This is a genomic window from Prosthecobacter sp. Pr1 (assembly GCF_057652315.1).
Genome location: NZ_JBYFBS010000010.1, coordinates 90487 through 114379, shown reverse-complemented (window position 1 = coordinate 114379; position 23893 = coordinate 90487). Strand labels below are relative to the sequence as shown.

Sequence of the window (23893 nt, the reverse complement as noted above, 5' to 3'; positions counted from 1 at the left end):
CAGTCATTCGGCACACCTCATACCCCTCAATCGTCCCACCTACCATGTCTACCGACGCCAAGAACTCTATCGCGCAAATGGAGAAGATCGTTTCCCTCTGCAAGCGCCGCGGCTTCATCTATCAAAGCAGCGAAATCTACGGCGGCTGCGGCGGCGTGTGGGACTACGGCCCGCTGGGTGCCGAACTGAAGCGCAATCTGCGCAGCGCCTGGTGGAACACCATGACCCGCGAACGTGAAGACGTGCTGGGCCTCGACGCCAGCATCCTCATGAATCCGGCCATCTGGAAGGCCAGCGGCCACGTGGACACCTTTGCCGACCTCATGCGTGAGTGCTCGCTGACGAACAAGCGCGTGCGTGCGGACCATGTGGAGCCGCAGGACGGCGTGGTCATGAAATACAGCGGCGCCACCTCTCCGACAGGCTGGCGCTGGGACCGCACGGTGTCCGCTTTGCTGAAAAATGGCGAGCACATCGAAAGCTTCCGCAAACGCATCCGCGCCCTGATCGCGCAGAACGCCGGTGAATCCGCTGGCAAGCCCGAGGAGATCGAACTGCTCAATGAAGAGAAGATCGACGCCGTGAACGGCAGTGTCGATTTCCACCCGGAAACCGGCGGTGCTCTCGGCGAGGCGCGTCCTTTCAACCTCATGCTCAAGACTTACCTTGGCCCAACAGCGACCGAGGCTGACGTGACCTACCTGCGCCCCGAAACCGCGCAGGCCATCTTCGCGCAGTTCAAGAACGTCTTCGACTCCAGCCGCGTCAAGGTGCCCTTCGGCATCGGCCAGATCGGCAAGGCCTTCCGCAACGAGGTCACACCGAAGAACTTCACCTTCCGCAGTCGCGAGTTTGAGCAGATGGAGCTCGAGTTCTTCATCAAGCCCGACGAAGCCGTCGAGATCATCAGCGGCGAAGTTGCCGCTTGGAGCGAAGGCGCGGACCTCAGCGAGCCAAAGCCCAACTGGGGCTGGCAGATGTGGCACCGTTACTGGGTCGATCAGCGCACCAAGTTCTACGAAGGCATCGGCCTCGGCGACGTTCTGGAATACTACTGGCAGACGCCAGCAGATCTGGCCCACTACGCTCGCGCCTGCGTGGACATCCTCTGCGAGTTCCCCTTCGGCACCGAAGAACTCGAAGGAATCGCCGCCCGTGGCGACTTCGATTTGTCCGCGCATCAAACCGCCAGCACGAAGTCCCAGGAAATCTTCGACGAAGAACTCAAGACCGCCGCTGCGAAACTCACCGACGAGCAGAAGGAAGCCCTCATCCAGAAGCGCCTCGCCGCTGAAGCCGCCAAGACCAAGGGCGAGCCGATGCCCGAGCCTGCCGTGCGTGCTTGGTTCGAGCGCCTCTTCAAAGGCAGCTACGTCCCCCACGTTATCGAGCCTTCCGCTGGTCTCGACCGCATGGCGCTCGCCGTCCTTGCCAAGGCATTCTCTGAAACCGAAAAGGTGGATGAGAAGGGCAAGAAGGAGATCATCACCGTCCTGCACCTGCATCCGCGTGTGGCCCCGATCAAGGTCGGCGTCTTCCCACTGCTGAAGAACAAGCCTGAACTTGTCGCCAAGGCGCGTGAGGTCTATGCACTGCTCAAGAAGCACATGAACTGCTTCTACGACGAAACCGCCTCCATCGGCCGCCGCTACGCCCGTCAGGACGAAGTCGGCACGCCCTTTGGCGTGACGATCGACTTCGACTCCCTCGGCGAAAAAGGCCCCGAATTGCTGGATACCGTGACCCTGCGCCATCGCGACAGCGGAGAGCAAGAGCGCGTGAAGATCAGTGATCTCCTCGGCAAGCTTCTGCCGCTGGTCTCGTAAGGCAAGTCCAGGAGGGGGATCATCTTGATCCCCCCAGTTTGGAAGCGTTGAATGATTTGGCGCGTGGAGGGATCAAGGTGATCCCTCTCCTCTAGGCCCCCATTCGCAGCGCGAGATAAGGTGTTAGGTTGAGCAGAAGGATGCCAATCTTGTAGATCGCCATGGCAATGTAGTGGGCGCCGTCAAACTGCTCCACCGAAATCCCAAACCACCGGGCATGCAGGCGGTAAAGTGAATCGTGGGCCACGGTGAAGGCAATAAACCACAGCATGAGGATGCCGTAGTTGATGCCGAGGCATCCCCAAAAAAAGCTGCGGGTGGTCTCGATGCTCATGCGGAAGCATCTGCCCAACTGCAAGTTTGTCAGGTGCTTTGTGGCGGACGGCGTCGGAGGAGGTCTGTCTGCCACGCTGCGTGTCAAACATGCGGTTACTCCATTTGGGGAGTCTCCGATCGACCGAACCATGGGCGGGAACCGGCGGAAAACAGCAAGGCCACTCCTGTCACATGCAGGACTGCCTGGGTGAGGTTGAGCATACCAGAAATGAAGGAGTCGCCGAAGCATTTAATCATATCCATCAGTCCGTCAGGAAGACCGATGACAAGGAGAACCAAGAAAGTGACGCGCACCCAGTGATAACCTTCATCGATCATCGTGATCAACCAGATCGTAAAAACGAGCGTCACAAAAAGAATTAAAAAACCGAATTCAAGGTGTGCCGTTGACCGTATTTGAGGCCAGTTGATCCAGAGGTTTGGAATAGTAAGGGCGAGTGACAGCCAAAGCAGGTGAATGGCGTTGGAAACGGATGGCGGTCGTGGAAGTGATGCGGAGCGGGAACGGGTGGTTGGAGTGTTGGCTGTGGCAGGTGATGAGTGGGCTGGTGGCCTGGGCAGCGGCACGAGATCCGGTGCAACGAAGGAGTGTTTTGCCTCGGGCGACATGAGGCGATTGCGCGAGTAGAAGAGCAGGGGAGTGCGTTTGTCGCAGAGTTGGGTTTGAGCGTCAAAGAACGCATCAGCCGTGTCTGCGGGGCCGAACTGGCGCAGCGCGGTGTAAACGAGCTGCAGCCAGACCTGCGTCATCGTTTCATGATAGCCACCGGTGGGTGTGTCCTGGATGCCTTGAGCGGCATTGTAGGCTTGGATGCCAACGCGAAGCCGTTCCAAGGCCTCGGGCTGGGAGAAACGGATCAGATACAGGTAGGCCACCTTCAGGTGGGCACGGTGAGTCCATTCTTCCTTTGGCAGAGAGTGATCCTCAAAACGGCGGAGATGTTCTTCGTCGTTCATGGCTTCACACCTCAACCCAGAATCACATCTCCAAGAAATTCTTCAGCAGCTTCTTGCCTTCCTGCGTGAGGATAGATTCGGGATGAAACTGCACGCCGTGAATGGGAAGCTCCTTGTGGCGCAGGCCCATGATCTCGGATTCGTCATCGCTGGCGGTGGCGGTGATGGCGAGGCAGTCGGGCAGGGTGTCGCGTTTGACGAGCAGCGAGTGGTAGCGCGTGGCTTCAAAGGGCTGCGGCAGACCTTTGAAGACGGACTCTCCCTTGTGATTGATCATCGAGGTCTTGCCGTGCATGAGGCGTCCGGCACGCACGACATCGCCGCCGAAGACGTGGCCGATGGCCTGATGCCCCAGGCAGACGCCGAGGAGCGGGGTGGATTTGCCAAAACGCTCGATCACCGCACAGCTGATGCCGGCTTCCTTCGGCGTGCAGGGGCCGGGAGAGATGCAGATGTGGTCGGGCTTGAGCTTCTCGATCTCGTCCAGTGTCACCTGGTCGTTGCGGCGGATTTCCATGACGGCTCCCATCTCGCCGAAGTATTGGACGAGGTTGTAGGTGAAGGAGTCGTAGTTGTCGATGATGAGAAGCATGGGAGCGTCAGGCAGTCAGGGCGGGTCAGAAGCCGCGGAGTTGGAGGATGTTGTCGAGTTCAGCCTGGAAGGCGGGGATGTCAGCGGCGGGTGGCTGGTAGCCGGGGGCGGGGCCTCGCATGCCAAAGCGGCCCTGCTCATCCATGAACCACTGTACGGTGACGCCATCGCTGAAGGTGGCCCTGCCGCTGATGACGGCGCCGGGAGGCGGGACTTCATCCACGCTTACCTTCAAGGCACCGCCCGCAGGAGCTTCGTCAGCCACGGCTGCCTCGCCATCCGCCGCAGGTTCAGGCGGCGGTGGGGCAGGCTTTTCCTCGGGCGGGACTTCACGTGGCTTGTCCTGGATTTTGACACCCAGCTCCATGATGAGCAGGCGCGTCTCCATGTAGGTCAGCGTGGTGTCGCATTCGCTGCGGAGGCGGTCCTGGATCTGATTGAGATTGGCACCTTCAGCGGCCCATTGTTCGACGAGTTGACGCTGCTGTGGAGTGAGATTGGCCATGAGAAAGGGATACGTAGCGGGAACGGCTTCAGCCGTTCATCTTGTCGGTGATGATGTGGCAGAGTGTGGAGGCTTTCTTGTGCAGCGTCTTCACTTCTTCCAGAGTCAGGGCCTTGCCTTCCGGCACATCCAGCAGCGGAAGCATGGACTCCAGGCCTTTGCGGAGCTCCTGCAGCGCAGGGTTTTTCATGATGCTCGGGTGCAGGCTGTCGAGGCTCATCATGTAATACTCGGCGATGTCACGACGCGTGAGCTGGCGGGTCTTTTCCTCCGCGTAGTTGTCGCTGATGCTCTTGGTGGCGATCTCCAGTGCACGCAACCAGCCGCCGAGGCTGATGAGATGCGCGATGTCCACATCCCGCAGCATGACCATCTCCGCCTCCACGTCGGCCTGGGTTTTGGCCAGTTCCACGCGCAGGTCCTTCCAGTTGCCCTTGAGGCTGTATTCAAACAGGCTGCCGGTGTGCTTGTTCATGCGGTTGCCCGCGCCCAAAGCCTTGCCGTACTTGATCATGGCGCGGCCCACGGCCTCCATTTCTTCCACGCGTTCGCATTGCACGATGAGGAATCCATCGGCGATCAGGGTGCCCAGGCCCATGGCCACGATGACGCGGTCGGCGGGTGTTTTGTCGGTGAAGGGGCGCTTCAGGTCGTCAAATCGCAGCTTGCCGACGTTGTTCAGCATGTCGAAGAGCTTGCGGATGGAGGGCGTGGTGAACTGGTTCACCCCGTATTCCTCACGCACATGCTCATCACCCACCACATCCTCCGGGATGGGGTTCTTCTCCGGCGTGCGTTCCGGTGAGGCCGGAGCTGCATCTTGGGCGTTGAGCACAGCAATGCCAGCGGCTCCGAGCACGGGCAGCAGCAGGCGGGCGATGAAACGACGAGTCATGGTGCGGAGAGGATACGTAGTCGCCCCGGTATTTCCAGTGCGAGTCTGGAAAAGCTTTAAGAGTGCATTTCGCTACATTTGCACGATTTCCACCGTTCATTGCTTTCACCATGCGCCTGCTCATCCCTCTGCTCCTCCTCACTGCATTCCACCTGCCCGCCCAGGAGGCTCCTCCAGCGCTGACGGAATACCAGGGCCGCGTGATTGCGCGAACCATGCACTGGAAGGGCGCCGAGTGGCTGATGCGCCGCGTCCGGGAGGCGGAGGAAGGCCCCTCCCAGATGCGCGAGCAGTTGCACGTGAAGCCCGGCATGGTGGTGTGTGACATGGGCTGTGGCAATGGCTACCACACCCTGCCGCTGGCCGAAATGGTCGGCGAGAAGGGAAAGGTCTATGCCGTGGACGTGCAGCCGGAGATGATCGAGATGCTCAAGCAGAACATCGAAAGCAAGGGCCTGAAAAACATCGTCCCGATCAACAGCCTCTACCACGATCCCAAGCTGCCCCCGAACACCTGCGACATGATCCTCCTCGTCGATGTGTACCACGAATTTTCCCATCCCGTGCAAATGCTCGCCGGCATGCGCGCCGCCTTAAAGCCCGACGGCCAGCTCGTTCTGGTGGAATTTCGCGCCGAAGACGACAGTGTGCCGATCAAGCCCGAGCACAAAATGACCAAGGCGCAGATCAACAAGGAGATGAACGCCAACGGCTTCAAACTCGTGCGCGAATACGACGGCCTGCCTTGGCAGCATCTGATGTTTTTTGGCAAAGCGGAGCAGGACGCTGCCAAAGCAGCGCCCGCGCTATCGAAGTAAAAGGCTGCCGTCTTAAAGCACGTTCACCGCAGCCCCACCGTCCACCACGATGCCCTGGCCGGTGATGTAGCTGCCGGCTTCGCTGGCCAGCATCAAGGCAGGGCCGGCGAGTTCGCGGGGTGCTGCCCAGCGTTTCACGGCCGTGCGATCGGCGAAGTATTGCTTCTCCTCGTCATTGAGCAGCTTTCCGGGCATGTCGGTGAGGAAGGGGCCGGGGCAGAGGCAGTTCACGGTGATGCCGAAGGGACCAAGATCGAGCGCGCTGGCGCGGGCGAGGCCGATGAGCGCGGCCTTGCAGGCGCAGTAGACATTCCGCTTCAAACGGCCGCCGACGCCGAGCACGCTGGAGATGTGGATGATGCGGCCCCACTTGCGCGCCTTCATGCCGGGCACCACGGCGCGGGTGAGGGACATCACGGCGGTGAGATCCACCTCGACATTGCGGTCCCACACTTCGTCGGTGATTTCGTCGATGGCCTGCGGGTTGTTGATGCCGGCGTTGTTGACGAGGATGTCGATCTTGCCGAGGCGCTTTTCTGCCTCCACGGCCAGTGCCTTCACGGCTGCGCGGTCGGCCATGTCGGCCACCATCCATTCGACTTTGACGTTCAATCCCGCGCCGATTTCAGCGGCTGCGGCCGTGAGTTCCTCGGCGTTGCGGCTGGAGATGAAGACATCCGCGCCGGCTTCGGCGAAGCCACGGGCCATGGCTTTGCCAAGACCTTTGCTGCCGCCGGTGACGAGTGCTGCTTTGCCAGAGAGATTGAAAAGTGGGGAGGACATGCGCGCGGTTTAGCATGCGTGCCTGCCCTGCGCGAGTGGAAAGCGTATGGCAGGTGGTCGTAGGTTGGTTGTGTTTGGCGCGTGCTGAACACTTCAAAAACCGACAATCCTTGTTCATCAATCGTCAATCGCTCACGCCCAGGACACTCGGACGCCAGAGGATTGACGATTGTCGAACAATCGATTTTTGATGGTCGAAGTTTCAAATCACAGGCGCAGGTGCGCGATGTGACTACTTCACCACCTTGCCGCCCAAGGAAAGGATGCGTGCCTTGCCTTTGGCGTCCTCAGCTTCGGCGATCTGCTTGTTGGTCACATACATCTGCGAGAGAGCGGTCCAGGCCAGCAGGTCGTTGGGCTGGAGGGTGGTCGCCATGAGTCCGGCACCGATGGCTTCCTTCACCTCACCGTTGCGCAGCAGCGCCATGCCCAGGGCGTGCCAGCTCTCAAAATGGTCCGGCTCCAGCGCGACGCAGCGCCGGTACAGGGCGATGGCTTCCGGCAGTTCGCCAAGGGCGACGTGCCCGCTGGCTTCATCGTAAAGTTCTTCGACGCTGGATGGCGTGTGGCTCATGCGCGTCGATAGGTGGTGCCTCAGCCCAGCTTGGCGTAGGAGATGTGGGCGGCTTCGTGCTGCTTCTTGAACCAGGCCTGGAAGAGGCTGCGGCGCTCCTGATCAGAAAGGGAGTCCACCTGGCTCTTGCGCAGTTCGGCGGCGTCAGGGCGCTTGCGGAGTTCCTTGGCGCTGACGTAGACGAGCACGGTGGCTTTGCCGTTGTCCACATCCACGGCGTGAGAAACGCTGCCGACGGCGGTACTCGCGGCCTCCTGGGCGATGTAGAAGCTGTTGGGGACTTCCTGCGGCGGGTTGGCGATGTCGATGTCCGGCAGGGGCTCAAGAGTGAGTTTCTGAGCCTTCACCAGTTCATCGATCTTCTTGCCCGCCTTCAAGCCTTCGCTCAAAGCCAGACGCGCTTCATTCACAGCCTTGGTGCGGGCTTCATCCGCTTTCTGTCCCAGCAGGACTTCTTTGATTTTGCCAGTCACTTCGGCCAGCGTCTGCTGCTTGGGCTCTTCAATCTGGGTCACGTCAAACACGTACCAGCCCTTGATGCCTTCGACGGCTTCCGCAGGAGCTTTCGAATCCTTGGGGCGGGCGAAGATCTGTTCGACCACATCGCTTTCGGACTTGAGTGCGTCAGGAGGGCTGCTTTGGGCAAAAGCGGGGATGGTTTCGACTTTTTCCTTCGTCTGCTTGGCCGCATCGGCAAAGCTCTTGTGTTCCTTCACGGTGAGATCATTGAAGGCATTCACACGCTGCACGATGGCGTTTTGCGCTTTCTGGCGCTCTTCCAGCGGCTTCTTCTCGAGATCCTTGGCGTTTTCGAAGAAGACGTAGCTTACTGCGCGTTTTTCCACGGTCTTGTATTCCTCTTTCTTTTCCTCGTAGTACTTCTTGATCTCGTCATCGGTCACGGTGGCGCCCTTTTTGAAGGTCTCTGTTTCAAAGGTGATCTTGGAGCCTTTGAAGGTCTGATAGCTGCTGGCATACTGCTTTTCAGCGGCCAGAGGGGAGGCGGTGTAGCTCTTGGTCACGAGTTCCTGCAGCTTCCGCAGGCCGACGATGTCCTTCATGATGTCCAGCAGGGCCTCGCTGTCGAAACCCATGGAGGAGGCGAGCTGCTCCAGCATCTGGCCACGGGAGACGTCGAGCTTGCCGTTGTTTTGCAGGGCGGGGAGTTTGTCCAGTGCGGCACGAGCTTCGGCATTGCTGGGGCGGATGCCGAGTTCTTCCATCATGTGACGTGCCACAAAGAAATTGGCGAAAGCTTCCAGACCGCCCGAGGAAGGGATGATGCTCAGGATCGAGGACAGCTCATCGGCCTGCAGGTAATACTGGGTGAACTGCACGGAGCGCTGCGCACGCTGGACATCGGCCACGCTGTAATCCTTGCCAAACACCGTGAGAGCGACGTCCGTTGGGAGCAGCTTTTTCTCATGAGTTGCGGTTGTCTGGGAAACTCCATAGTAAAACATGGAGATGATGATGGAGATCGTCAGGGTGATGAGGAAGGCACCACGGTGGCGGCGGAAAAATTCGAGCATGGGAAGTCAGGTCGGTTGAAGGGCGCGCAATAAGCCCCACCGCACCCCGGCAGCAACCGGAAAGTGGAGCTCACTCATTTGGCGCCTCTGGGAAACATTCGGCCTCATCCCTTGACATTGCAGGCACCCGGCACACTTCATGCGCTCCTATTTTCTGTTGATCGCCTGCCCTCATGCCCCAAGCTCCCACGAAACGCTACTGGACCGTTCGCTCCTCCTCCATCCATAACCGCGGCATTTTTGCCCGTTGTGACATTCCCAATGATGCGCCGATCATCGAATACATCGGTGAAAAAATCACCAAGGCGGAGTCCACCCGCCGTGGTGAGGCGCTGGTCGAGAAGTCCAAGAAGACCGGTGGCGCCGCCGTTTATGTGTTCACCCTGAACCAGCGCTACGACATTGATGGCGCCAAAGGGAAAAACCCCGCACGCTACATCAATCACTCCTGCGCCCCCAACTGCGAAGCCTACATCATCCGCGGCCGCATCTGGATCTATTCCTTGCGCGAGATCAAGGCCGGCGAGGAGCTGACCTACAACTACGGTTTTGACGTGGACACTTGGGACGAGCATCCCTGCCGCTGCGGCGCCGACCGCTGTGTCGGCTTCATCGTGGAGGAAAAGCAGTGGCCGAAGCTGCTGAAGAGGATGGAGAAGGCTGAGCAAGATATCAAAAAGAAGAGGCTGAAGCTCGCCGAGGCGAAGAACACCACAGCGTCTGCAAAGAAACCGTCAGCCAAAAAGACCTCAGCGAAGAAGACTTCGGCCAAAAAGACGCTGACCAAGAAGAAAAAGTAGCGCGCGTCCCGTTCCCTCACACCCGCCGCGCTTCACGTTCCGTTGCGCGGGCGGCGGCGCTGTTTTGAAAATGGGTGATGGCGGCGGCGAGTGCGTCGGCGGCGTCGGCCTCCGGCGTTTCACGCAGGCGGAGCTGGGCGCGGATCATGAAGGCCACCTGGTCTTTCTGCGCCGCACCACGCCCCACGGCGGCCTGTTTGATTTCACGCGGGGCATATTCGTAGATCGGCAGGCCGTGCTCGGCTGCGGCTATGAGGCAGGCTCCGCGTGCGGTGCCCAGCACGATGGCCGTCTTGTAGCTCTGCACAAAGATGGTGGACTCAATGGCGCACACCGTCGGTGAATGCCGGGCGATGACATCGAGCAATCCGGCACGGATGGCGACGAGGCAGCCGGAGGGAAGCAGGGCCGCTTTGTTGTGAATGACGCCCCATTCAATCGCGCGCAATTGCCCGGCGGCGCATTCCACCACCGCCCAGCCGGTTTTCCGCAGCGCCGGGTCGATGGCCAGGACGCGCTCCACAGCGGGAGTCACGGCGGCAGCGTCGGAACTGCGGACGATGCGGGCCATCAGCGGCGTTTTTTAGGCCCGCTCTGGCCGAGGCGGAAGAGTTGGTCCACGGAAACGGTGCCCGATCCGAACAGGAGCAGCGTCACGGTGATGATCAGGTAGAGCCACGCAGCCTCCACCCGTGGGGAGTCGGTGTTGTGCAGCACCACCAGCGTCGTGATGACCACCGGCAGAAAGATGAAGGCAAACAGCCGGGTTAAAAAGCCGATGATCCAGCTCAAGGCCACGGCGACGATGAGGAGGGCGACGACCGGGGCCAGCAGATGGGCGTAGGGCATGCCCGCCTCATGAAACGCAGGCACCCAGGCCCAGGGCTTCTCCTGAAAGAAGAAATGGTAGGCGTTTTGCACGGCATTGAGGCCGTAGCGGGTCATGAGCAGCAATCCGGTCCCGATACGGAGGATGGCGGCGGTTTGAAAAAGAGAACTCAGGGGGCTTTGTGCAGTGGCAGGACCACTGCCGGTGTATTCGAGCATGATGCGAAAATCAGATGTCGGGAGAAAGTGTGATGATGTCACCAGCCTGCGGCTGCCAGTTTTTATCCGCTGCTTCCAGTGAGGTGAAGAAGTGACGCTGGCCGTGACGTGAAATGTAGAAGCCGCGGGAGGTGGAGCCGGGCTTGCGACCGCCGGTGACGGTGACGGCCTGTCTCACGCTCATGTCTTTGAAGACCGGAATAAACTCGGGCTCCATCACATCGCCGTTGAGGAATAGGACCGGGGTGTTTTCCACGGAGATGATCTGCACCGTGATCTCCCGGGTGTTGCGTCCGGCCAGCCGGAACACCGTGGCGATGGCCTCTGCGGCCTTGGGCAGAGTCAGGCCCCCGACACGCGCACTGCCCACCTTGCCGAGTGGGAGCAGCCCTTCGGTGTTGATCATCTCAATGCCACGGTAGATGCGGTCCGGGCTGCGGGTGCCTTCATAAATTTCGAGCCGCACGGTGTGGCCGAAGCCCAGGGTGCCGCGTGAATTGAATGGAACATCCGGATCTTCAGAATTCACCTTGTCCGTCTCAGACATGCCCGGGACGAGCTTGGCCACGGTGTTTCGGCTCGGCAGGCTGGGCATGCCAATTTTTGGCAGCTTGGGCATCGGGGGAATGATCTTCTTGATCATGCCACAGGAGCAGAGCAGGAAGCTGGCGGCGGCAAAAAGAAGGGCAGTGAGGACACGCGACATGGGGAGCAAGAAACAGGTTTCATCATGATGGCGGCACGTCGTGCGATGGCAAGAGGCTTTCGTCTTCGGCGTGATTACTTCCGGGATGGCCCACCTGCTTTGTCGGGGCGGGGAATCATGCACCCGGCTTGGTGACTTCCTCATAAACCCGCAGCGCCTCGGCAACGGAGACCGGCCGGTTGGCAGGGGCACGGTTGATGAGCCATTCGACCCACTTCACGGTGCGGGCGGGAAGGTCCGGCCGCAGTGTGCCCAGCGGCGGTGTCCGGGGGTGCAAATGGGCCGCCATCACCTGCGGCTTGGTCTCGCCGTCGAAGGGATGTCTCTGCGTCAGCGCATAGTAATAAATGCAGCCAAGGGCATAGATGTCCGTGCGCGCATCCACGGGGGCGCGTTCAAACTGCTCCGGAGCCATGAAATGAATGGAGCCGAGCAGCCCTTCGCAGGCTTTCAGATCTGGCTCTCCCACCCGCGGGGTGCTTTTCGCCAGGCCAAAATCGAGGATCTTCACCTGCAGGCCACCGTTCCGCAGCCGCTGGATCATCAGGTTTCCGGGTTTCAGGTCCAGGTGCAGGATGCCCTTCGCGTGCACGGCGCTCATCCCGTCCAGCGTCTGGCGCACCAGGGTGTCAAAATCATCCGCCGTCAAAGCACCGCGCAGGATGACGTCCTCCAAAGTCTCGCCTTGGGCCAGTTCCATCACGATGAACCCACCTTCGGTATCCACGCCGAAATCGTAAACGGCCACGACGTTCGGGTGCTGCACCTTCGACTGCTTCCGGGCCTCGCGGATGAGGGCGTCCACGGCCGTACCGCAGCCACCCACCTTGTTGGCTAGAATCCGTTTGATCGCCACCTCGCGGCCTTGCTGGAGGTCCCGTGCTCTGAAAACAGCCCCCAGGCCTCCTTCGGCGATGGGAGCCAGCAATTCATAGCGTTCGTTCATCAGGGAAGGGATGCTGACACTTTCAAGCTTTCACGCAATGAAACTTTAGCGCGTTTTACCAGCTGTGCTAAAATCTCGGTTTCCACCATGCAGCTGCTCCGCGTTCAAGACCTCAAAATTCACTTCCCCGTGCGCGGGGGCTGGTTTGGCCGTACCAAGGATGTCATCAAGGCCGTGGACAAAGTCAGCTTCGAAGTGGAGGAAGGCAGCACCGTCGGTCTGGTGGGTGAGAGCGGCAGCGGCAAGTCCACCGTGGCCCGTGCCCTGCTCAAGCTCACCCCGGTCACCTCGGGCAGCGTGAACTATCGCGGCATGGAAGTGCTGCCGATGACGGAGAACGAGTTCCGCCCCCTGCGCAAGGAGATGCAGATGGTGTTTCAGGATCCCATCGGCTCGCTCAATCCACGCATGACCGTCGAGTCCATTCTCGGCGAGCCGCTGCAGATTCACTTCAAGGAACTCTCCCGTGATCAGCGCCGTGAAGTCTCTGCCGGGCTGCTCAAAAAAGTCGGACTGCCGGAAGATGCGCTGCAGCGTTACCCGCATGAGTTCAGCGGTGGCCAGCGCCAGCGCATCGGCATCGCACGCGCACTGGCGGTGAAGCCGCGTTTCCTCATCTGTGACGAGCCCGTCAGTGCTCTGGATGTCAGCGTGCAGGCCCAGATTCTCAATCTTCTCAAGGACATTCAGGCGGAGCTTGATCTCACGCTGCTCTTCATCGCACACGATCTTGCGGTCGTCCGCCACATGAGCGATCACATCGTCGTCATGCATCACGGCAAGATCGTCGAGCAGGGGAATGCGGACGAGATCTGCGAGAACCCGCGTCACGACTACACCCAGAAGCTGCTCGAAGCCGTGCCCGTGCTCATCTAGCGCGAGTGGTGTCCACTCGACCCAATCTTTTCCTGTTCTGACCCCATGACTCCTCTTTTCAAAAAGTTCCTCGGCATGAACTGGCTGCTGGTGCTCAACATCGCCGCTCTCATCGTCTTCGGTGTGTACGCCATTTTCAATGCCTCGGCCTACAAGGACGAGGCGGATCTGGCGCTCAAGTGGCGTGATCAGATCCGCTGGGTGATGATCGGCCTGCCGTTTTTCTTTGCCGCCTCCTTGCTGGACTACAAGTGGGTGCGCTGGGCCTGTGTGCCGATGTACATCGCCGGTATCGGTGGTCTGGTGGCGGTGCTGGCCTTCGGGGTGGAGATCGGGGGTAACAAAGCTTGGATTAAAGTGGGCGGCATGATGGTGCAGCCTTCGCAGTTTGCCATCATGTCTGGCATCTTGATTCTGGGCGTCATTTTTGGTGAGCTGCCGCGCATGATACCGGTCTTTCGCCGTCCATGGCTGCGCATCATGGCCGCAGGGATGGTGGCTGGCATTCCCGCCATGATGGTGATCAAGGAAGACTTGGGCTCCGGTCTCGTCTGGGGCCCCGTGTTCCTGTCGATGATGCTCGTCGGCAGCATCCCCTTTCGCTACATGATCACGATGTTGCTCGGTGTCGCCAGCGTGGTGCCGCTGGTCTATGTCTTTGCACTCAAGCCCTACCAGCAGGCTCGTATCAATTCCACCTGGTACATGGCCACCAACCAGCTCGACAAGGTGGACCTGCAAAACGAAGGCTGGGTGGCCAAGCACCTGCAGATCGCCGTTTCGACGGGAGGCCTTGAAGGCAAGGGGCCTGAGTCCAAGAAGGTTCCCGATCAGGCCTCCATCCACCGTACTTTCTTCCCGCACGAATCCATCAATGACTTCATCTTCGGCGTCATCGCGGAGGAGTTTGGCTTCCGCGGCTCGGTGCTCCTGCTCTCAGGCATGGCGCTGCTGCTGCTGCAAAGCGTCTTCGTGGCCTTTTGCGCCCGCGATCAGCTCGGGCGGCTCATTGTCGTGGGCGTGGTGGCCATGTTCTTTGTGCACACCTTTCAGAATGCCGGGATGAATCTCGTCATGCTGCCCGTCATCGGTCTGCCCATGCCCTTCATCAGCTACGGTGGTACCTTTGTCGTCGTGACGCTCTTCCTCATGGGCATGGTGCAAAGCGTCTGGGTTCACCGCAACATCTCCGCTGTGAAGAAGAAACGCTCTGTGAACGGGCCCCGTGATGACGATGACGAGGATTAAATTGCAGGCGCGGCACTCCGGGCCGTAGATACCATGTGGGCGGAGTCACCGAAGCGGATCGGTGATAAGAAGGGAGTGTTGAGCAACCCTGAACACACCACCCACATGGCCAAGCAAACCACCCAAAGCATCAAGACAAACAAGAGCGGCCAAGCGGCGAAGACGACGTTGAGCAGCAAGGAGCCGGCTGCCGCAAGCATCGCGGTGAAGCCGGAAACATCGGCCGCGCAGTCTGCGCCAGCACGTGGTCTGCCGCAAGACCGACGCCGCCACCGTGCAGCCCGCCCAGCGCATGAAGCCGCAGGAAATGGTGGCGCAAGGGCGCGTGGAGTGCGCTGAGCAAACGGCTGCCGCAGCATCTCAAAGATCTGCTGGAGCCGCTGGTGCAGGTGCTCGTGAAGCTTGATGAACTCATCGCGCAGCGCGAGGCAGAGATCGAAGCGCGGGCCACGGCGGCGACGTCGCGGCCCAAGGGGCTCGGAGCGCTCACCGAACGCATCATCGAAAACGAAGTGCTCGACTGGACCCGGTTCAACAACCGGCGGCAGGCCAGCAGGTTGCTTCGCTGCGCTCACCCCTTCGGGGCAGCCTAGCGGCTGGCTGTCTCGCTCCGCTCGGCTCACCGGGCTGTGTCCCAGCGAGCACAGCAGCGGAGGCAAACGCAGGCAGGGCGGCATTAATAAACATGGCAATCCCCGGCTGCGGCATGCGCTGGTGGAATCCGTGTGGCGGTTCATCCGGCTGCAGCCCGGATGAACGCACCGAGCCATGGGCGTTTCCACACGCTCGCAGACGGGCGGGCTGTCGCCACACCCATCCTACGACTGTGCATGCAGCGCCTGATTTAGAACGCCACGGTTTGGGAAGAAGGATCGAACAGGCCGGCGTTCAGTTTGAGGCGGTCGAAAAATAAATGGCCGCAGTGGAAGGCGAGAGGGCGACGAAGCCGAAGGTGCGGCCTGTGAGTTTTTTTGGCTCGTAATACTCGCAGTCTTTGAAGGCGGCTGCTGCGGGCCACCAGGTGGGGGCGGGGAGGATGCTGTGAAACTGGGGAGAAGCGACGGCGGGGATGGATGGAGCCAGGAGTTTCTGCCACTTGGGGAGGTCTGCGGCGGGGAAGGTGATGACGCCGGAGAGGTAGACATCAGATGGGCCGGGGACCATGCCGCCGCTGTTGTCGGCGATGTCTTCTGCCATGTGGGCATCGAGGAGCGGGCCGGGAAGTGTGGCGTATTTGGCAAGGATCGCGGTGGCGCGTGTGACGCGCTCGGATTGGGGGCCGGTGATTTCGGCGCGGGTCCTCTTTTGCGGTGTCGGGCCGCAGGAACTGAGGGTGCAGACGAGGAGGATGGACAGGAGGGTTTTCATGCGGTGAGGGGGAGGATCAGCGCATGGGATCATTTTTGCGTGTTCGCTGGGACAGTCGTTGGTTCAGGATGCGGTGTGGACTCGATGCTCCCGCTGTAAATGTGGGCGGGGATGAAGGAAATCGAAGAAGGCCATGCTTATTTAATGAAATGAAATTTGCTGAAATCACAGATTCATCGCTCTATCGTTTTGACGAGGTTTCCTTCATTAGGATATACCATCGAAAAAAATCGATTCCTTTTTCAGTGAGGGTTATATAACCGTTAATAGGTTTGGCCAGCCCAAAAGCCGCAGCTTCTGCGGGATTGCACATGCTAGCGATTTGGTCGTCAGATCCTTGGAGGAGTAGATTCTTATTCGCTATAAATTCGTTCAATTTGTTCGACTTGAAAAACAGTTCAAATTCAGCCTCCTGCGAAAAGGATTTTGATTTACTTCTTTCTTCTTTTAAAGCGTTCGCAAGGTCAGTGTTTTCCTTCGTCTTTTGAAAAATTTCTTTGTCCTTTGCTAAGAGTTGTCGCTGTGTTTCAACATCGCCTCCTTGGAGGTCCAAGTACTTTGACCAGATTGCAGATACGAGTTGGCTGAGTTTAACCTTGTCATAATCGGGCGGCATCAAGTGAAGCAGGTCATCAGTCAATTCTGGATAACGTTCTGCGATTGCTTCATACGTGGTTTTGGAATCAAAAACTGAGATGATTTTGTTCAGATCAAACTGATTTCCTTTCTTTGATTCCTCTCGCAAAACGTGCTTAATTTCTCGATCTACCCATGATGATTTGAGAGATTTTTCTGTGAAGAAAATCAATGCAACATCGGCTTTATCTATGCCATCCCTGAAGATGGATTTGCGAAGATTATCACCCGGCATGATTCGGCGTTTGTCGATCCAGACGTTGATGAAACAAGCTTCCAAGTCGGCGACGATTGGCTCAATATACGGCTCTTTGTCTTCGGATGAGTGACTGACGAAAACTAAAACGGAGTTGCCCATGTTATTTTGTTTTGCGAATTGAGGCTGAGGAAATTCTAAATATCCTAGACCTCGCAAGCAAGTGAGGCAAACAGAGGATCACTTTCACATGTTCACTTCCGCCGTGTGGGGCTGTCCCTTTTGATGCGGTCTCTCTTGATGGTGTCTCTTTTAATGGTGTCCTTCTTGGGCATGTCCCGGCGTGGTGGTGGGCTGGCGAAGGGGATGTTGGGGAGGGTGGAGATCACCACTGGAGTGGGGGCGGACGAGAGGGCGGCGGATTTTTTCGGAGCATCGCCGGATTTCTCGGGAGCATCAGCTGGCTGTTTCTTGGGCTCCTCTTTCTTCTGCGGCTCTTCCTTCACCTCCTCGGGCTTCACGGGGACGCGGACTTGGAACTGGGTTTCTTTGCCGAGGTTCTTGGTCAATGTGGCGGGGTAGTCCCAGGCGGCTTTGTCGGGGGCGTAGACGACGACTTTGCTGCGCATGGCGGCCATGGCGGTGGCCTGGGGGATGTCGAGGTATTTGAGGACGTTCAGCATGGCGGGGCCGACGGCATTGGGATCGCCGGTGACGGTGCCGTTGTGGGTGAGGGGCATGTCGTGGAGGTCGAGGCGCTTGATGTTGTCTTCAAAGAGGGAGGCGTAGAGGGCATCGACGGCCATGTCGCGATGGGCCTGAATCCACAGCGGGGTTTCGCCGAAGCCGGGGATGGCGCGGATGGTTTGCAGGGTGCGGCGGACGTCCCACACGCGCATGCCATCGAGGGTCTGGCCGAGGAGGTAGAAGCGGCGGAGGCGCTGGGTCTGGGCTTTGGGGCTGCCGGTCCAGGCGGTGGGGCCGACGCCGCGCGGGCAGATGTAGGCCATGCCCCATTTGAAGTTCGTGAACATTTTCTTTTCCTGCTCAAAGGCGGCGTCGTCCTTCGGGGCACCGGGGAAGACTTCGATGAGCTTGCCAAAGCGGCTGTGGTAGGTGGCGCAGAATTCATCCCAGCCGGCTTCATCGAGCACGTTGAGCGCGACGAGCTGGAGGTCTTCGGCGCGGAGGCCATCGCGATGGACGATGTAGAGGCGCAGGCGGAAGGGGGACTGGCTGTCGAAGTCGTAGGCGGTCATGCGGATGCCATCGACTTCGGCGCTGCTTTCCTTCTGCGGATTGACGGAGGCGATGTCTTTGGGCCAGCCCGCGAAGACTTTGTCTTTGAGGTCGTTCATCCAGGTGTCGCTCTGCTTGGACCAATCGGCGGCATTGGTGGCAGGAGCGGGGGCTTTGGCCATGGGGACGAAGGTTTCGTCGGCCTTGGTGTTGATCTCGTCCTTGGGGATCTCCGTGAAGACGCGCAGGGAGGCGGGCTGGATGGTTTTTTTGGCGCCTTCATCGAGCACGGCCATGGAATCTGCGCCTTTGAGGAAGCGCTCGAACCAATGGAAGGCGCCCATGTTCAGCGGCTGCAGGTCTTTGTGCGGACCTTCGGCGACCTGGAGGCCGATGTTCCCCTCCTTGCCGAGGAGGGTGTAGATCTTGCGCACGTTTTGGTAGATGCGGAAGACGCCGTCGATGGGGAAGATGCTGTCTTTGTCGGTGTTGACGATGAGGAGCGGGCGGGGTGCGGCGAGGGCGACCATGCGCTCGAAATTCCAGCGGTAGGTGTTCACGAAGAACATGCAGTCGCAGTGGCCTTCGACGCAGCCGTCGATGACTTGATTCTGCATGTCGGTGACGCCGGCGGTGGGGGCGCTGGCTTTGATGCGCTCATCCAGCGCGGTGATCCACCAGGAGTAGGCACCGCCGCCGCTGCGGCCGGTGACGCCGAAGCGCGTCTTGTCCACTTCCTTGCGGGTTTCGAGGTAGTCGAGCGCGCGGATGCAACTCCAGGCTTCGAGGCCTGCGGGGGTGTAGCCGCGTGAGAACCACCACCAGCGGCCTTTGCTGTAGGTGCCGTGGTGCTCGCCACGGATCTCGCCGAGCTGCACGGTGTCGATGATCATGCAGGCGTAGCCGTGGCGGGCGTACCAGACGCCGTGGTGCTCGTAGCCGGCCTTGTTGCCGAGGCTGACGCCGTCTTTGACCACAACGGCATGGCCGCAGACGTAGAGGATGGTGGGCAGGGGTTTGTCCACCTTCTCGGGCAGGTAGAGATTCGCCGTGACGTAGAGTCCGGGCATGGACTGGAAGTGCATTTTTTCCACGATGTAGCCGTCGCCTTTGAGCTCGCCGGTTTTGGTGGCATTCAGCGGGGTCTTCTCCGGCAGGGGATCAAGGCCGAGCATCTCAAAGAGCTGGCGGCGGTACTCGGGGGCTTTGGCTTCCCAGTCGGCAGCGGTGGTGATCTGCGCGAGGCCGTTGTCTGCGGTGATCTCGCGCGTCTGCTCGGCGAAGTAGCGGTCGATGAGCCTGTTTCCCGGGGTGTCGGGGGTCTTTTCAGGGTAGGGCGAGGCCGCGAAGAGGAGGGACGGCAGCAGGCAGAGGAGCAGGGAAGTGCGCATGAGATGGGATGACAGTCAAAACGCGGTGCGAAGGCAAGAGTGATCGTCTTTTCCATCGGCGCATAAAAGTGCACGAAAATGCAAAACAGTGGTTGCATAAAAACTGAAGCGTCTATATTCGCGGCCCCTGTTTTTCACACCTGCTCGGGTGGCGGAATTGGTATACGCGCAAGACTAAGGATCTTGTGCCGAAAGGCTTAAGGGTTCGAGTCCCTTCCCGAGCACCACTCTTTGAAGTACAAAGAGTTGATATTGAGAACTGGTGAAGGCAGATCAGTCTGTTTTTAATTTGCCGGGGGGAATGACTCTAGGGGCACGTGCCGGCGCAGCCAGCTCAGGAGCGTCGCCACCCACAGTGTGAGGAAGGTGAGACACTTTTCGCTGGCGTAGTTCGCTTTTTTGGAGGCTGGCCCGGACATCTTCCAAAGGTGGCTTTACCGGGGCTACTGGGACAGGGGGCGCTGGTGCGGGGAGAATGTCCGCCGCGATTGGCAAGGAGGGAGCGTGGCGCTGCAGCACCGGTGCCATCTGTGCATTCAGTCCCGCTGCGTAGCTGCCTTTGTCTGGCCGGAGAAACGGGGTGGGATCTGCGGAAATCTTGCTGCCTATTTGCGTTTTGGCCCGCTGGGAAAACTGCCAGTCATCGCGCCCCTCGTGCGGGACACCGGCCTTGAATCGATCGATCTGATGCCCGGTTTTCTGCTGCATCTCTTTACCGGATTTAATCCAACTGGATACTGTCTGTTTCTGATCATTGAGGATGAGTTTTGCGTCCTCTTCCGCCAGCGGGTATTGGGTGAGGTCATCGCCCAGCGGGTTGCTCAGCAAGGCTGCGAACGAACTGCACCCCGGCGAATCCACCATATCAGCCAGGTGGTCCTGAAAATCAGCTGCATCGTCAAATGGTTCACCGTGGATGGTTTCAATGTTTGCCCTGAGATCGGCGAGGTTTTGGAGCTGAGCCTGTTCAAGAGCCTCAAGGATTTCCTGGCATTTCTGGACGCCGTTAACCTGCCTGCCCAGGTCATTTTGTAAGTTTTCCAAGGTCATGTTTTTCGCCATCTTCTCGGCATGACGCTCGATTCTCTGCGCCCCATCTTGCATCAGCTGCAAGCCCTGCGCTGCCTCGTGGCCAACGATGGAAACGGCTGGTCCGTTTTCAGGATCATCGAGCATCACGCAGGACTGCACCTGGATATTGGCCTGCTGGGAGAGCTGGGACTCAGAGACCTTTTCCAGCAGCCGTGCCTCAAGGTTTCCCACATGGCTGGCACCCATGTTGAGGGCGATGACTACGCCACCCTTGTCATCGGCCAGTGACTGCATGTGCTCAAGGGCTTGATCAGCCATGTGGTCAATGCGCCTGAATTCTGCTGCGTCAGCCCCTTGTGTGCGGTAGAGGACCTCTTTCTTGGGGAGATCAAGCCCTTTGACCGGGATGCCGCTGGCAATGGCAAACTCCATCAATTCGAGTTCGGCGGCCGTAGCGGCTGACCTGCCGCATAATTCATTCGCCTCCCAGTTGGTCTGAAAATCAACGCTGGAGACATACCTGTAGAAGTCGGCTCCCTGTTCCAGGACGCTGCCGTAGACGTGTTCGGTTGCCTTGTTAAAACTGGCTTTGTCGGGACCTGGGCCGGGCGGATTGCTTTGCAGATTTTTGAGGCATTGATCGAAATAGCCACCTACTGCGGCCCTGTACTGCAACAACTTGAGTTCAGATTCTGCCGTGACACCGGGACTGTGCTCAATGCAGATGACGACGGGTACGTTTGCCGCATGCAGCTCTTTGATCCTGGCGGTGATATCCCGCAGAGCATCTGCGTTGCGGTGATCCTGACCGAAGGCGAGGAAGGAGACGTCATTGTGAGGCATGTTAGTAATGGATTGGTGGGGTGCTTATGATTGAATAAGCCAACAATCTAAAAAGTGTGACGCGCCTGAACCGTTCTGAGTGCCTGAAGCTAGTTCCACGCGTCGTAACATTGCTGATGTGCACGGGACAGGTGGTTCATTTGCCTGCGGATGCCATCCGGGGTTTTGGGTGAGATGCGAATCATCATCACCTTGTGCCGGGCAACACAGCCATTGCTAAAAATGCTTCGATTGCCGTGGCGGCAGTGATTGGTTCCCATTCGTGGCATCTGTCAGGCCTCCAATGATCCAGACTCTCAAACAGCAGTGGCACTTGTTTCTCAGCAGCCCTCCGGGGCGCCGGTTTCAGGAGGTCCACAAGCGGCGGAAGGCCAAACAAGGTGACTCCAGCGCGGGCAGAAAGCATGGGTTTGTGATCGCCGGCATCGTCATCTGTTTGCTGGGTGTGGTGGCGCTGCCTTTGCCGGGGCCGGGGACTGTCCTGCTGGCCGGTGGGCTGATGATGCTGGCGGCGGAATCCATGGAGGTCGCCCGGGTGCTGGACCGTACAGATAGAGTCCGGGCCGGGCTGATGCAGAAAATGCGGCAGATCTGCAAAAAGGCGGGAACTGTAAAGTGCGTGCTTCTGGCTGCCTGCGCAGCCGCGTTGTTCATGGTTGCGGCAGTGGCCATGTGGATTTGGTTTACCTAAGGCCACCCCAGGCACGGGAAGGCGGGTGGGGCGCTGGGGGGGGAGACCTGCACCATGGGCATTGGCGGCGTGTCAGCCGTGGCAGCGGCCGAGTCTGGAGAAGATGCCGAGGACGGGCTGGGTTTCGAGGTCCGGTTAACCGCCGAGGAGATGAAGACCATGCTTCACTGGGAGTAAAGGAAGCTCATTAAACGATGGGAGATGGCCAGCCAGCAAATCCCGGCAGTGGCCAGCTTCAAAGCGACGAAAGCCTTCGAGCAGCAATGGCTGGCTCAGCGGAAATCGCGTGGTATGCGATATGAAGACATGGGCTGGTGGTACGTGCGCGTGCCGCTGCTCTATGACCTGCAGAAGGATCACAGCCACATCGTCGGCAGGGAGGAGCCCCAGCGGCCCAAGGTCACACTTGATGAGGAGATTGTCTCAAAGATCCCATCAAACACGGCCCTTTTCCAGGCGTTCCCCGCCACTCTGGAAAATCCAGGGGCAAGCATCCCTATTGACGAAGTAAGCGTGAGAAACGCGGAATGAAACTAGAGAGGGTTAGAGATTCGGGGCGTAGGACTGGAGCTGGCGGTAGCGTGCGAGGATGGTTTTGACGGCGACGACGGTGGCGGAGACCTGCAGGGGCATGGGCGCCAGAGACGGGGTTTCAAAGACGATCTCCAGGGCTGAGGAGGACTGGCCGGGAGGTGCGGTGAGCATGCCGAGGTAGCCTTCGCGAATGATGCCCTTGTCGGCGAGGAAGCCGTCGATGACCTGGGAGTCATTGCGCGGCAGGATCTTGGATGCGGCGCGCAGTGCGGGCTTCAGCAGATGCTCGCTGAGGAAGGAGCCGCCGACAAAGCCGTAGACGCCATCGCTGTCTGCATCTGAATGCAGGGAGATGATGCCGTCGTATTTTTCACGGCGCAGCTCGCCTTCGAGGTACTGGATTTCAGGCTCGTCGGATTCATTCCAGAACTGGCGGTTCAGATCAATGCCGCTGCCGGAGTGCCGGGTGTGGGAGCGGCGGCCGGTGGGATTGCACACGGGATAGATGTGGAGCTCGTAGTCGTGGAGCTCCACCGGCTGCTCGGAGGCCCAGCGGATGAGATCAAAGGCGGCAAGCGTGCCTGCTTCTTCATCGCCATGGATGCCGGCGAAGATGGCGAACTTGAAGCCATAGCCGGGATTGACCGGCTTGGAGATGATCTTTGGGATGAAGGTGCCGCGCTCGATCTCGGGCGTGGGCTCACGCAGCACGAAATGACGGCGGCGGATGAGAGGGCGGGGGATGCTGTCCCCGGTGTAGATAAGAGGTGAAGGCAAGGCTGACATGGCGTTTTAGGATCCAACTGGGTTGCGGGCTGCGTGGGCGAGGGCGGCGGAGTGGTGGCGTTCACCGGTGCAACAACCCATGGTGACGATCTTCCGAGCGATCGCGGCGTGCACGCCTGTGCTGAGGCGGTTGAGCTTGAGGAGCGGGGTGCGGCCCATAGTTTCAACGATGTTGGAGTGGCATGACATGGTTAGAATTCGTGAAGCGGAACTGAGGTCAGCTGGCAGCTTGGAACAATCTTCTGGCTTGAGTGGCCGGGGGATCCACTGCAAGGCGGGTCTTTTCCGTGCTCTCGACCTGCGTGACGCGGCCTTCATGGACGATGATCTGAACGGAGCCGAAGCGCAGCGCAGAGACCTTCTGTTTGACGATGTCGACCCAGGACTCGACTTCGGCTTCTGGGGTTTGCTGAGACATGGCGCGGGGATGGGTGGTTGGTGCGGGGTTATGACTGCGTGAGGGGGGGCGGGATGAATGCGTGGAAAGTATTATACTTAAATATACATCGAGCAAGTAGGAATAAGTAAATTTTGCGGGCATCGGTGGCAAGGGCGGCGGTTTCGCTTTGAAGCGGTGTGCGCAGTTTGCGAAAACAACGCCTGAGAAGCTGTGGATGCAGCGCGTGCCGCCCTGCTTGCGGCACATGCTTTCCATGAAAGGTGCGGGGAATGTGATGGGTTTGTCAGCCGCGCTATGGAGTGTTCACCCCATTGTGGGGGCGGTGGTGCGGGGGCA

At 59.3% G+C, this 23893-nt stretch carries 27 protein-coding genes, 1 tRNA gene and 1 pseudogene; 11 read left to right on the top strand and 18 right to left on the bottom strand.

Going from position 1 to position 23893, the window contains the following annotated elements:
* The first annotated feature begins 44 nt into the window (after positions 1 to 44).
* Positions 45 to 1826, top strand: a complete 1782-nt coding sequence (locus tag AC24GY_RS17160) for a glycine--tRNA ligase (RefSeq protein ID WP_487685582.1) — start codon at positions 45 to 47, stop codon at positions 1824 to 1826.
* Between the two features lie 91 nt (positions 1827 to 1917).
* Here AC24GY_RS17160 and AC24GY_RS17155 read toward each other — a convergent pair whose 3' ends face one another.
* From AC24GY_RS17155 to AC24GY_RS17135, 5 genes are all read right to left on the bottom strand, one after another.
* The gene (locus AC24GY_RS17155) at positions 1918 to 2160 is read right to left on the bottom strand and encodes a DUF6868 family protein (protein WP_487685579.1); all 243 of its coding nucleotides are present in this window, start codon (positions 2158 to 2160) and stop codon (positions 1918 to 1920) included.
* Positions 2161 to 2255: 95 nt separating this feature from the next.
* Entirely contained in the window at positions 2256 to 3119 is an 864-nt protein-coding gene (locus AC24GY_RS17150) for a hypothetical protein (RefSeq protein ID WP_422319968.1), read from the bottom strand.
* 22 nt (positions 3120 to 3141) lie between these two features.
* Positions 3142 to 3711, bottom strand: a complete 570-nt coding sequence (locus AC24GY_RS17145) for an anthranilate synthase component II (protein ID WP_422319969.1) — start codon at positions 3709 to 3711, stop codon at positions 3142 to 3144.
* A gap of 25 nt (positions 3712 to 3736) precedes the next feature.
* Complete coding sequence (locus AC24GY_RS17140) at positions 3737 to 4216, bottom strand: hypothetical protein (protein ID WP_422319970.1); 480 nt, start codon at positions 4214 to 4216, stop codon at positions 3737 to 3739.
* Positions 4217 to 4244: 28 nt separating this feature from the next.
* Positions 4245 to 5111: a hypothetical protein gene (locus tag AC24GY_RS17135; RefSeq protein ID WP_422319971.1), complete on the bottom strand. Its 867-nt coding sequence runs from the start codon at positions 5109 to 5111 to the stop codon at positions 4245 to 4247.
* A 110-nt stretch (positions 5112 to 5221) separates the two neighbouring features.
* Between AC24GY_RS17135 and AC24GY_RS17130 the strand changes: the two genes are divergently transcribed.
* On the top strand, positions 5222 to 5929 hold the full coding sequence (locus tag AC24GY_RS17130) for a class I SAM-dependent methyltransferase (protein WP_487685574.1): 708 nt from the start codon (positions 5222 to 5224) through the stop codon (positions 5927 to 5929).
* Positions 5930 to 5941: 12 nt separating this feature from the next.
* Here AC24GY_RS17130 and AC24GY_RS17125 read toward each other — a convergent pair whose 3' ends face one another.
* The 3 genes from AC24GY_RS17125 to AC24GY_RS17115 form a co-directional block, all read right to left on the bottom strand.
* On the bottom strand, positions 5942 to 6712 hold the full coding sequence (locus AC24GY_RS17125; RefSeq protein WP_397379338.1) for an SDR family NAD(P)-dependent oxidoreductase: 771 nt from the start codon (positions 6710 to 6712) through the stop codon (positions 5942 to 5944).
* 232 nt (positions 6713 to 6944) lie between these two features.
* On the bottom strand, positions 6945 to 7286 hold the full coding sequence (locus AC24GY_RS17120; protein ID WP_422315359.1) for a tetratricopeptide repeat protein: 342 nt from the start codon (positions 7284 to 7286) through the stop codon (positions 6945 to 6947).
* A gap of 20 nt (positions 7287 to 7306) precedes the next feature.
* Positions 7307 to 8818, bottom strand: a complete 1512-nt coding sequence (locus tag AC24GY_RS17115) for a peptidyl-prolyl cis-trans isomerase (RefSeq protein WP_487685570.1) — start codon at positions 8816 to 8818, stop codon at positions 7307 to 7309.
* Between the two features lie 173 nt (positions 8819 to 8991).
* On the opposite strand from AC24GY_RS17115, the gene AC24GY_RS17110 reads away from it, so the two are divergent.
* Positions 8992 to 9618, top strand: a complete 627-nt coding sequence (locus AC24GY_RS17110) for an SET domain-containing protein (protein ID WP_487685566.1) — start codon at positions 8992 to 8994, stop codon at positions 9616 to 9618.
* A 16-nt stretch (positions 9619 to 9634) separates the two neighbouring features.
* Here the strand turns inward: AC24GY_RS17110 and ruvC are convergent, their stop codons facing one another.
* The 4 genes from ruvC to AC24GY_RS17090 form a co-directional block, all read right to left on the bottom strand.
* The gene (gene ruvC, locus AC24GY_RS17105; protein ID WP_487685564.1) at positions 9635 to 10189 is read right to left on the bottom strand and encodes a crossover junction endodeoxyribonuclease RuvC; all 555 of its coding nucleotides are present in this window, start codon (positions 10187 to 10189) and stop codon (positions 9635 to 9637) included.
* Entirely contained in the window at positions 10189 to 10665 is a 477-nt protein-coding gene (locus AC24GY_RS17100; protein ID WP_422317419.1) for a DoxX family protein, read from the bottom strand. Before AC24GY_RS17100 ends, ruvC begins: the two co-directional genes overlap by 1 nt.
* A gap of 10 nt (positions 10666 to 10675) precedes the next feature.
* Entirely contained in the window at positions 10676 to 11371 is a 696-nt protein-coding gene (locus AC24GY_RS17095) for a hypothetical protein (RefSeq protein ID WP_422317417.1), read from the bottom strand.
* A 115-nt stretch (positions 11372 to 11486) separates the two neighbouring features.
* The gene (locus tag AC24GY_RS17090; protein ID WP_487685560.1) at positions 11487 to 12317 is read right to left on the bottom strand and encodes a serine/threonine-protein kinase; all 831 of its coding nucleotides are present in this window, start codon (positions 12315 to 12317) and stop codon (positions 11487 to 11489) included.
* 87 nt (positions 12318 to 12404) lie between these two features.
* Here AC24GY_RS17090 and AC24GY_RS17085 point away from each other — a divergent pair, with 87 nt between their 5' ends.
* The 5 genes and pseudogenes from AC24GY_RS17085 to AC24GY_RS17065 form a co-directional block, all read left to right on the top strand.
* Entirely contained in the window at positions 12405 to 13193 is a 789-nt protein-coding gene (locus AC24GY_RS17085; RefSeq protein WP_487685557.1) for an ABC transporter ATP-binding protein, read from the top strand.
* Between the two features lie 45 nt (positions 13194 to 13238).
* Entirely contained in the window at positions 13239 to 14441 is a 1203-nt protein-coding gene (locus tag AC24GY_RS17080; RefSeq protein ID WP_422317411.1) for an FtsW/RodA/SpoVE family cell cycle protein, read from the top strand.
* A 105-nt stretch (positions 14442 to 14546) separates the two neighbouring features.
* A complete protein-coding gene (locus AC24GY_RS17075; RefSeq protein ID WP_487685554.1) occupies positions 14547 to 14780 on the top strand; it encodes a hypothetical protein in 234 nt (77 codons plus the stop codon).
* Positions 14781 to 14836: 56 nt separating this feature from the next.
* Positions 14837 to 15034: a hypothetical protein gene (locus AC24GY_RS17070; protein ID WP_487685837.1), complete on the top strand. Its 198-nt coding sequence runs from the start codon at positions 14837 to 14839 to the stop codon at positions 15032 to 15034.
* Between the two features lie 31 nt (positions 15035 to 15065).
* A pseudogene (locus AC24GY_RS17065) lies at positions 15066 to 15197 on the top strand (transposase); the annotation flags it as partial.
* 132 nt (positions 15198 to 15329) lie between these two features.
* Here AC24GY_RS17065 and AC24GY_RS17060 read toward each other — a convergent pair.
* From AC24GY_RS17060 to AC24GY_RS17050, 3 genes are all read right to left on the bottom strand, one after another.
* Positions 15330 to 15809, bottom strand: a complete 480-nt coding sequence (locus tag AC24GY_RS17060) for a hypothetical protein (protein WP_487685551.1) — start codon at positions 15807 to 15809, stop codon at positions 15330 to 15332.
* A gap of 181 nt (positions 15810 to 15990) precedes the next feature.
* Positions 15991 to 16803, bottom strand: a complete 813-nt coding sequence (locus AC24GY_RS17055) for a toll/interleukin-1 receptor domain-containing protein (RefSeq protein ID WP_487685548.1) — start codon at positions 16801 to 16803, stop codon at positions 15991 to 15993.
* Between the two features lie 92 nt (positions 16804 to 16895).
* On the bottom strand, positions 16896 to 19271 hold the full coding sequence (locus AC24GY_RS17050) for an alpha/beta hydrolase family protein (protein WP_487685545.1): 2376 nt from the start codon (positions 19269 to 19271) through the stop codon (positions 16896 to 16898).
* Positions 19272 to 19413: 142 nt separating this feature from the next.
* Between AC24GY_RS17050 and AC24GY_RS17045 the strand changes: the two genes are divergently transcribed.
* Positions 19414 to 19498: transfer RNA gene (locus AC24GY_RS17045), tRNA-Leu, on the top strand.
* Positions 19499 to 19544: 46 nt separating this feature from the next.
* On the opposite strand, the gene AC24GY_RS17040 is transcribed toward AC24GY_RS17045, so the two are convergent.
* Positions 19545 to 21146 carry a hypothetical protein gene (locus AC24GY_RS17040; RefSeq protein ID WP_487685541.1) on the bottom strand — a complete coding sequence of 534 codons (1602 nt, stop codon included), beginning with the start codon at positions 21144 to 21146 and terminating at the stop codon, positions 19545 to 19547.
* Positions 21147 to 21429: 283 nt separating this feature from the next.
* Here AC24GY_RS17040 and AC24GY_RS17035 point away from each other — a divergent pair, with 283 nt between their 5' ends.
* Both AC24GY_RS17035 and AC24GY_RS17030 read left to right on the top strand, forming a co-directional pair.
* Positions 21430 to 21837, top strand: a complete 408-nt coding sequence (locus AC24GY_RS17035) for a PGPGW domain-containing protein (protein ID WP_487685538.1) — start codon at positions 21430 to 21432, stop codon at positions 21835 to 21837.
* Positions 21838 to 22038: 201 nt separating this feature from the next.
* Positions 22039 to 22368 carry a hypothetical protein gene (locus AC24GY_RS17030; RefSeq protein ID WP_487685535.1) on the top strand — a complete coding sequence of 110 codons (330 nt, stop codon included), beginning with the start codon at positions 22039 to 22041 and terminating at the stop codon, positions 22366 to 22368.
* A 12-nt stretch (positions 22369 to 22380) separates the two neighbouring features.
* On the opposite strand, the gene AC24GY_RS17025 is transcribed toward AC24GY_RS17030, so the two are convergent.
* Together AC24GY_RS17025 and AC24GY_RS17020 are read right to left on the bottom strand one after the other, a co-directional pair.
* Positions 22381 to 23157: a M14 family metallopeptidase gene (locus AC24GY_RS17025; RefSeq protein WP_487685532.1), complete on the bottom strand. Its 777-nt coding sequence runs from the start codon at positions 23155 to 23157 to the stop codon at positions 22381 to 22383.
* Between the two features lie 217 nt (positions 23158 to 23374).
* The gene (locus AC24GY_RS17020; RefSeq protein ID WP_422321377.1) at positions 23375 to 23575 is read right to left on the bottom strand and encodes a YezD family protein; all 201 of its coding nucleotides are present in this window, start codon (positions 23573 to 23575) and stop codon (positions 23375 to 23377) included.
* Positions 23576 to 23893 lie beyond the last annotated feature (318 nt).

Excerpts from the sequence above, each read along its gene's own strand:
- AC24GY_RS17160 (WP_487685582.1), top strand. The coding sequence starts at position 45 with ATGTCTACCGACGCCAAGAACTCTATCGCGCAAATGGAGAAGATCGTT.
- AC24GY_RS17155 (WP_487685579.1), bottom strand. The coding sequence starts at position 2,160 with ATGAGCATCGAGACCACCCGCAGCTTTTTTTGGGGATGCCTCGGCATC.
- AC24GY_RS17150 (WP_422319968.1), bottom strand. The coding sequence starts at position 3,119 with ATGAACGACGAAGAACATCTCCGCCGTTTTGAGGATCACTCTCTGCCA.
- AC24GY_RS17145 (WP_422319969.1), bottom strand. The coding sequence starts at position 3,711 with ATGCTTCTCATCATCGACAACTACGACTCCTTCACCTACAACCTCGTC.
- AC24GY_RS17140 (WP_422319970.1), bottom strand. The coding sequence starts at position 4,216 with ATGGCCAATCTCACTCCACAGCAGCGTCAACTCGTCGAACAATGGGCC.
- AC24GY_RS17135 (WP_422319971.1), bottom strand. The coding sequence starts at position 5,111 with ATGACTCGTCGTTTCATCGCCCGCCTGCTGCTGCCCGTGCTCGGAGCC.
- AC24GY_RS17130 (WP_487685574.1), top strand. The coding sequence starts at position 5,222 with ATGCGCCTGCTCATCCCTCTGCTCCTCCTCACTGCATTCCACCTGCCC.
- AC24GY_RS17125 (WP_397379338.1), bottom strand. The coding sequence starts at position 6,712 with ATGTCCTCCCCACTTTTCAATCTCTCTGGCAAAGCAGCACTCGTCACC.
- AC24GY_RS17120 (WP_422315359.1), bottom strand. The coding sequence starts at position 7,286 with ATGAGCCACACGCCATCCAGCGTCGAAGAACTTTACGATGAAGCCAGC.
- AC24GY_RS17115 (WP_487685570.1), bottom strand. The coding sequence starts at position 8,818 with ATGCTCGAATTTTTCCGCCGCCACCGTGGTGCCTTCCTCATCACCCTG.
- AC24GY_RS17110 (WP_487685566.1), top strand. The coding sequence starts at position 8,992 with ATGCCCCAAGCTCCCACGAAACGCTACTGGACCGTTCGCTCCTCCTCC.
- ruvC (WP_487685564.1), bottom strand. The coding sequence starts at position 10,189 with ATGGCCCGCATCGTCCGCAGTTCCGACGCTGCCGCCGTGACTCCCGCT.
- AC24GY_RS17100 (WP_422317419.1), bottom strand. The coding sequence starts at position 10,665 with ATGCTCGAATACACCGGCAGTGGTCCTGCCACTGCACAAAGCCCCCTG.
- AC24GY_RS17095 (WP_422317417.1), bottom strand. The coding sequence starts at position 11,371 with ATGTCGCGTGTCCTCACTGCCCTTCTTTTTGCCGCCGCCAGCTTCCTG.
- AC24GY_RS17090 (WP_487685560.1), bottom strand. The coding sequence starts at position 12,317 with ATGAACGAACGCTATGAATTGCTGGCTCCCATCGCCGAAGGAGGCCTG.
- AC24GY_RS17085 (WP_487685557.1), top strand. The coding sequence starts at position 12,405 with ATGCAGCTGCTCCGCGTTCAAGACCTCAAAATTCACTTCCCCGTGCGC.
- AC24GY_RS17080 (WP_422317411.1), top strand. The coding sequence starts at position 13,239 with ATGACTCCTCTTTTCAAAAAGTTCCTCGGCATGAACTGGCTGCTGGTG.
- AC24GY_RS17075 (WP_487685554.1), top strand. The coding sequence starts at position 14,547 with ATGGCCAAGCAAACCACCCAAAGCATCAAGACAAACAAGAGCGGCCAA.
- AC24GY_RS17060 (WP_487685551.1), bottom strand. The coding sequence starts at position 15,809 with ATGAAAACCCTCCTGTCCATCCTCCTCGTCTGCACCCTCAGTTCCTGC.
- AC24GY_RS17055 (WP_487685548.1), bottom strand. The coding sequence starts at position 16,803 with ATGGGCAACTCCGTTTTAGTTTTCGTCAGTCACTCATCCGAAGACAAA.
- AC24GY_RS17050 (WP_487685545.1), bottom strand. The coding sequence starts at position 19,271 with ATGCGCACTTCCCTGCTCCTCTGCCTGCTGCCGTCCCTCCTCTTCGCG.
- AC24GY_RS17040 (WP_487685541.1), bottom strand. The coding sequence starts at position 21,146 with ATGCCTCACAATGACGTCTCCTTCCTCGCCTTCGGTCAGGATCACCGC.
- AC24GY_RS17035 (WP_487685538.1), top strand. The coding sequence starts at position 21,430 with ATGATCCAGACTCTCAAACAGCAGTGGCACTTGTTTCTCAGCAGCCCT.
- AC24GY_RS17030 (WP_487685535.1), top strand. The coding sequence starts at position 22,039 with ATGGCCAGCCAGCAAATCCCGGCAGTGGCCAGCTTCAAAGCGACGAAA.
- AC24GY_RS17025 (WP_487685532.1), bottom strand. The coding sequence starts at position 23,157 with ATGTCAGCCTTGCCTTCACCTCTTATCTACACCGGGGACAGCATCCCC.
- AC24GY_RS17020 (WP_422321377.1), bottom strand. The coding sequence starts at position 23,575 with ATGTCTCAGCAAACCCCAGAAGCCGAAGTCGAGTCCTGGGTCGACATC.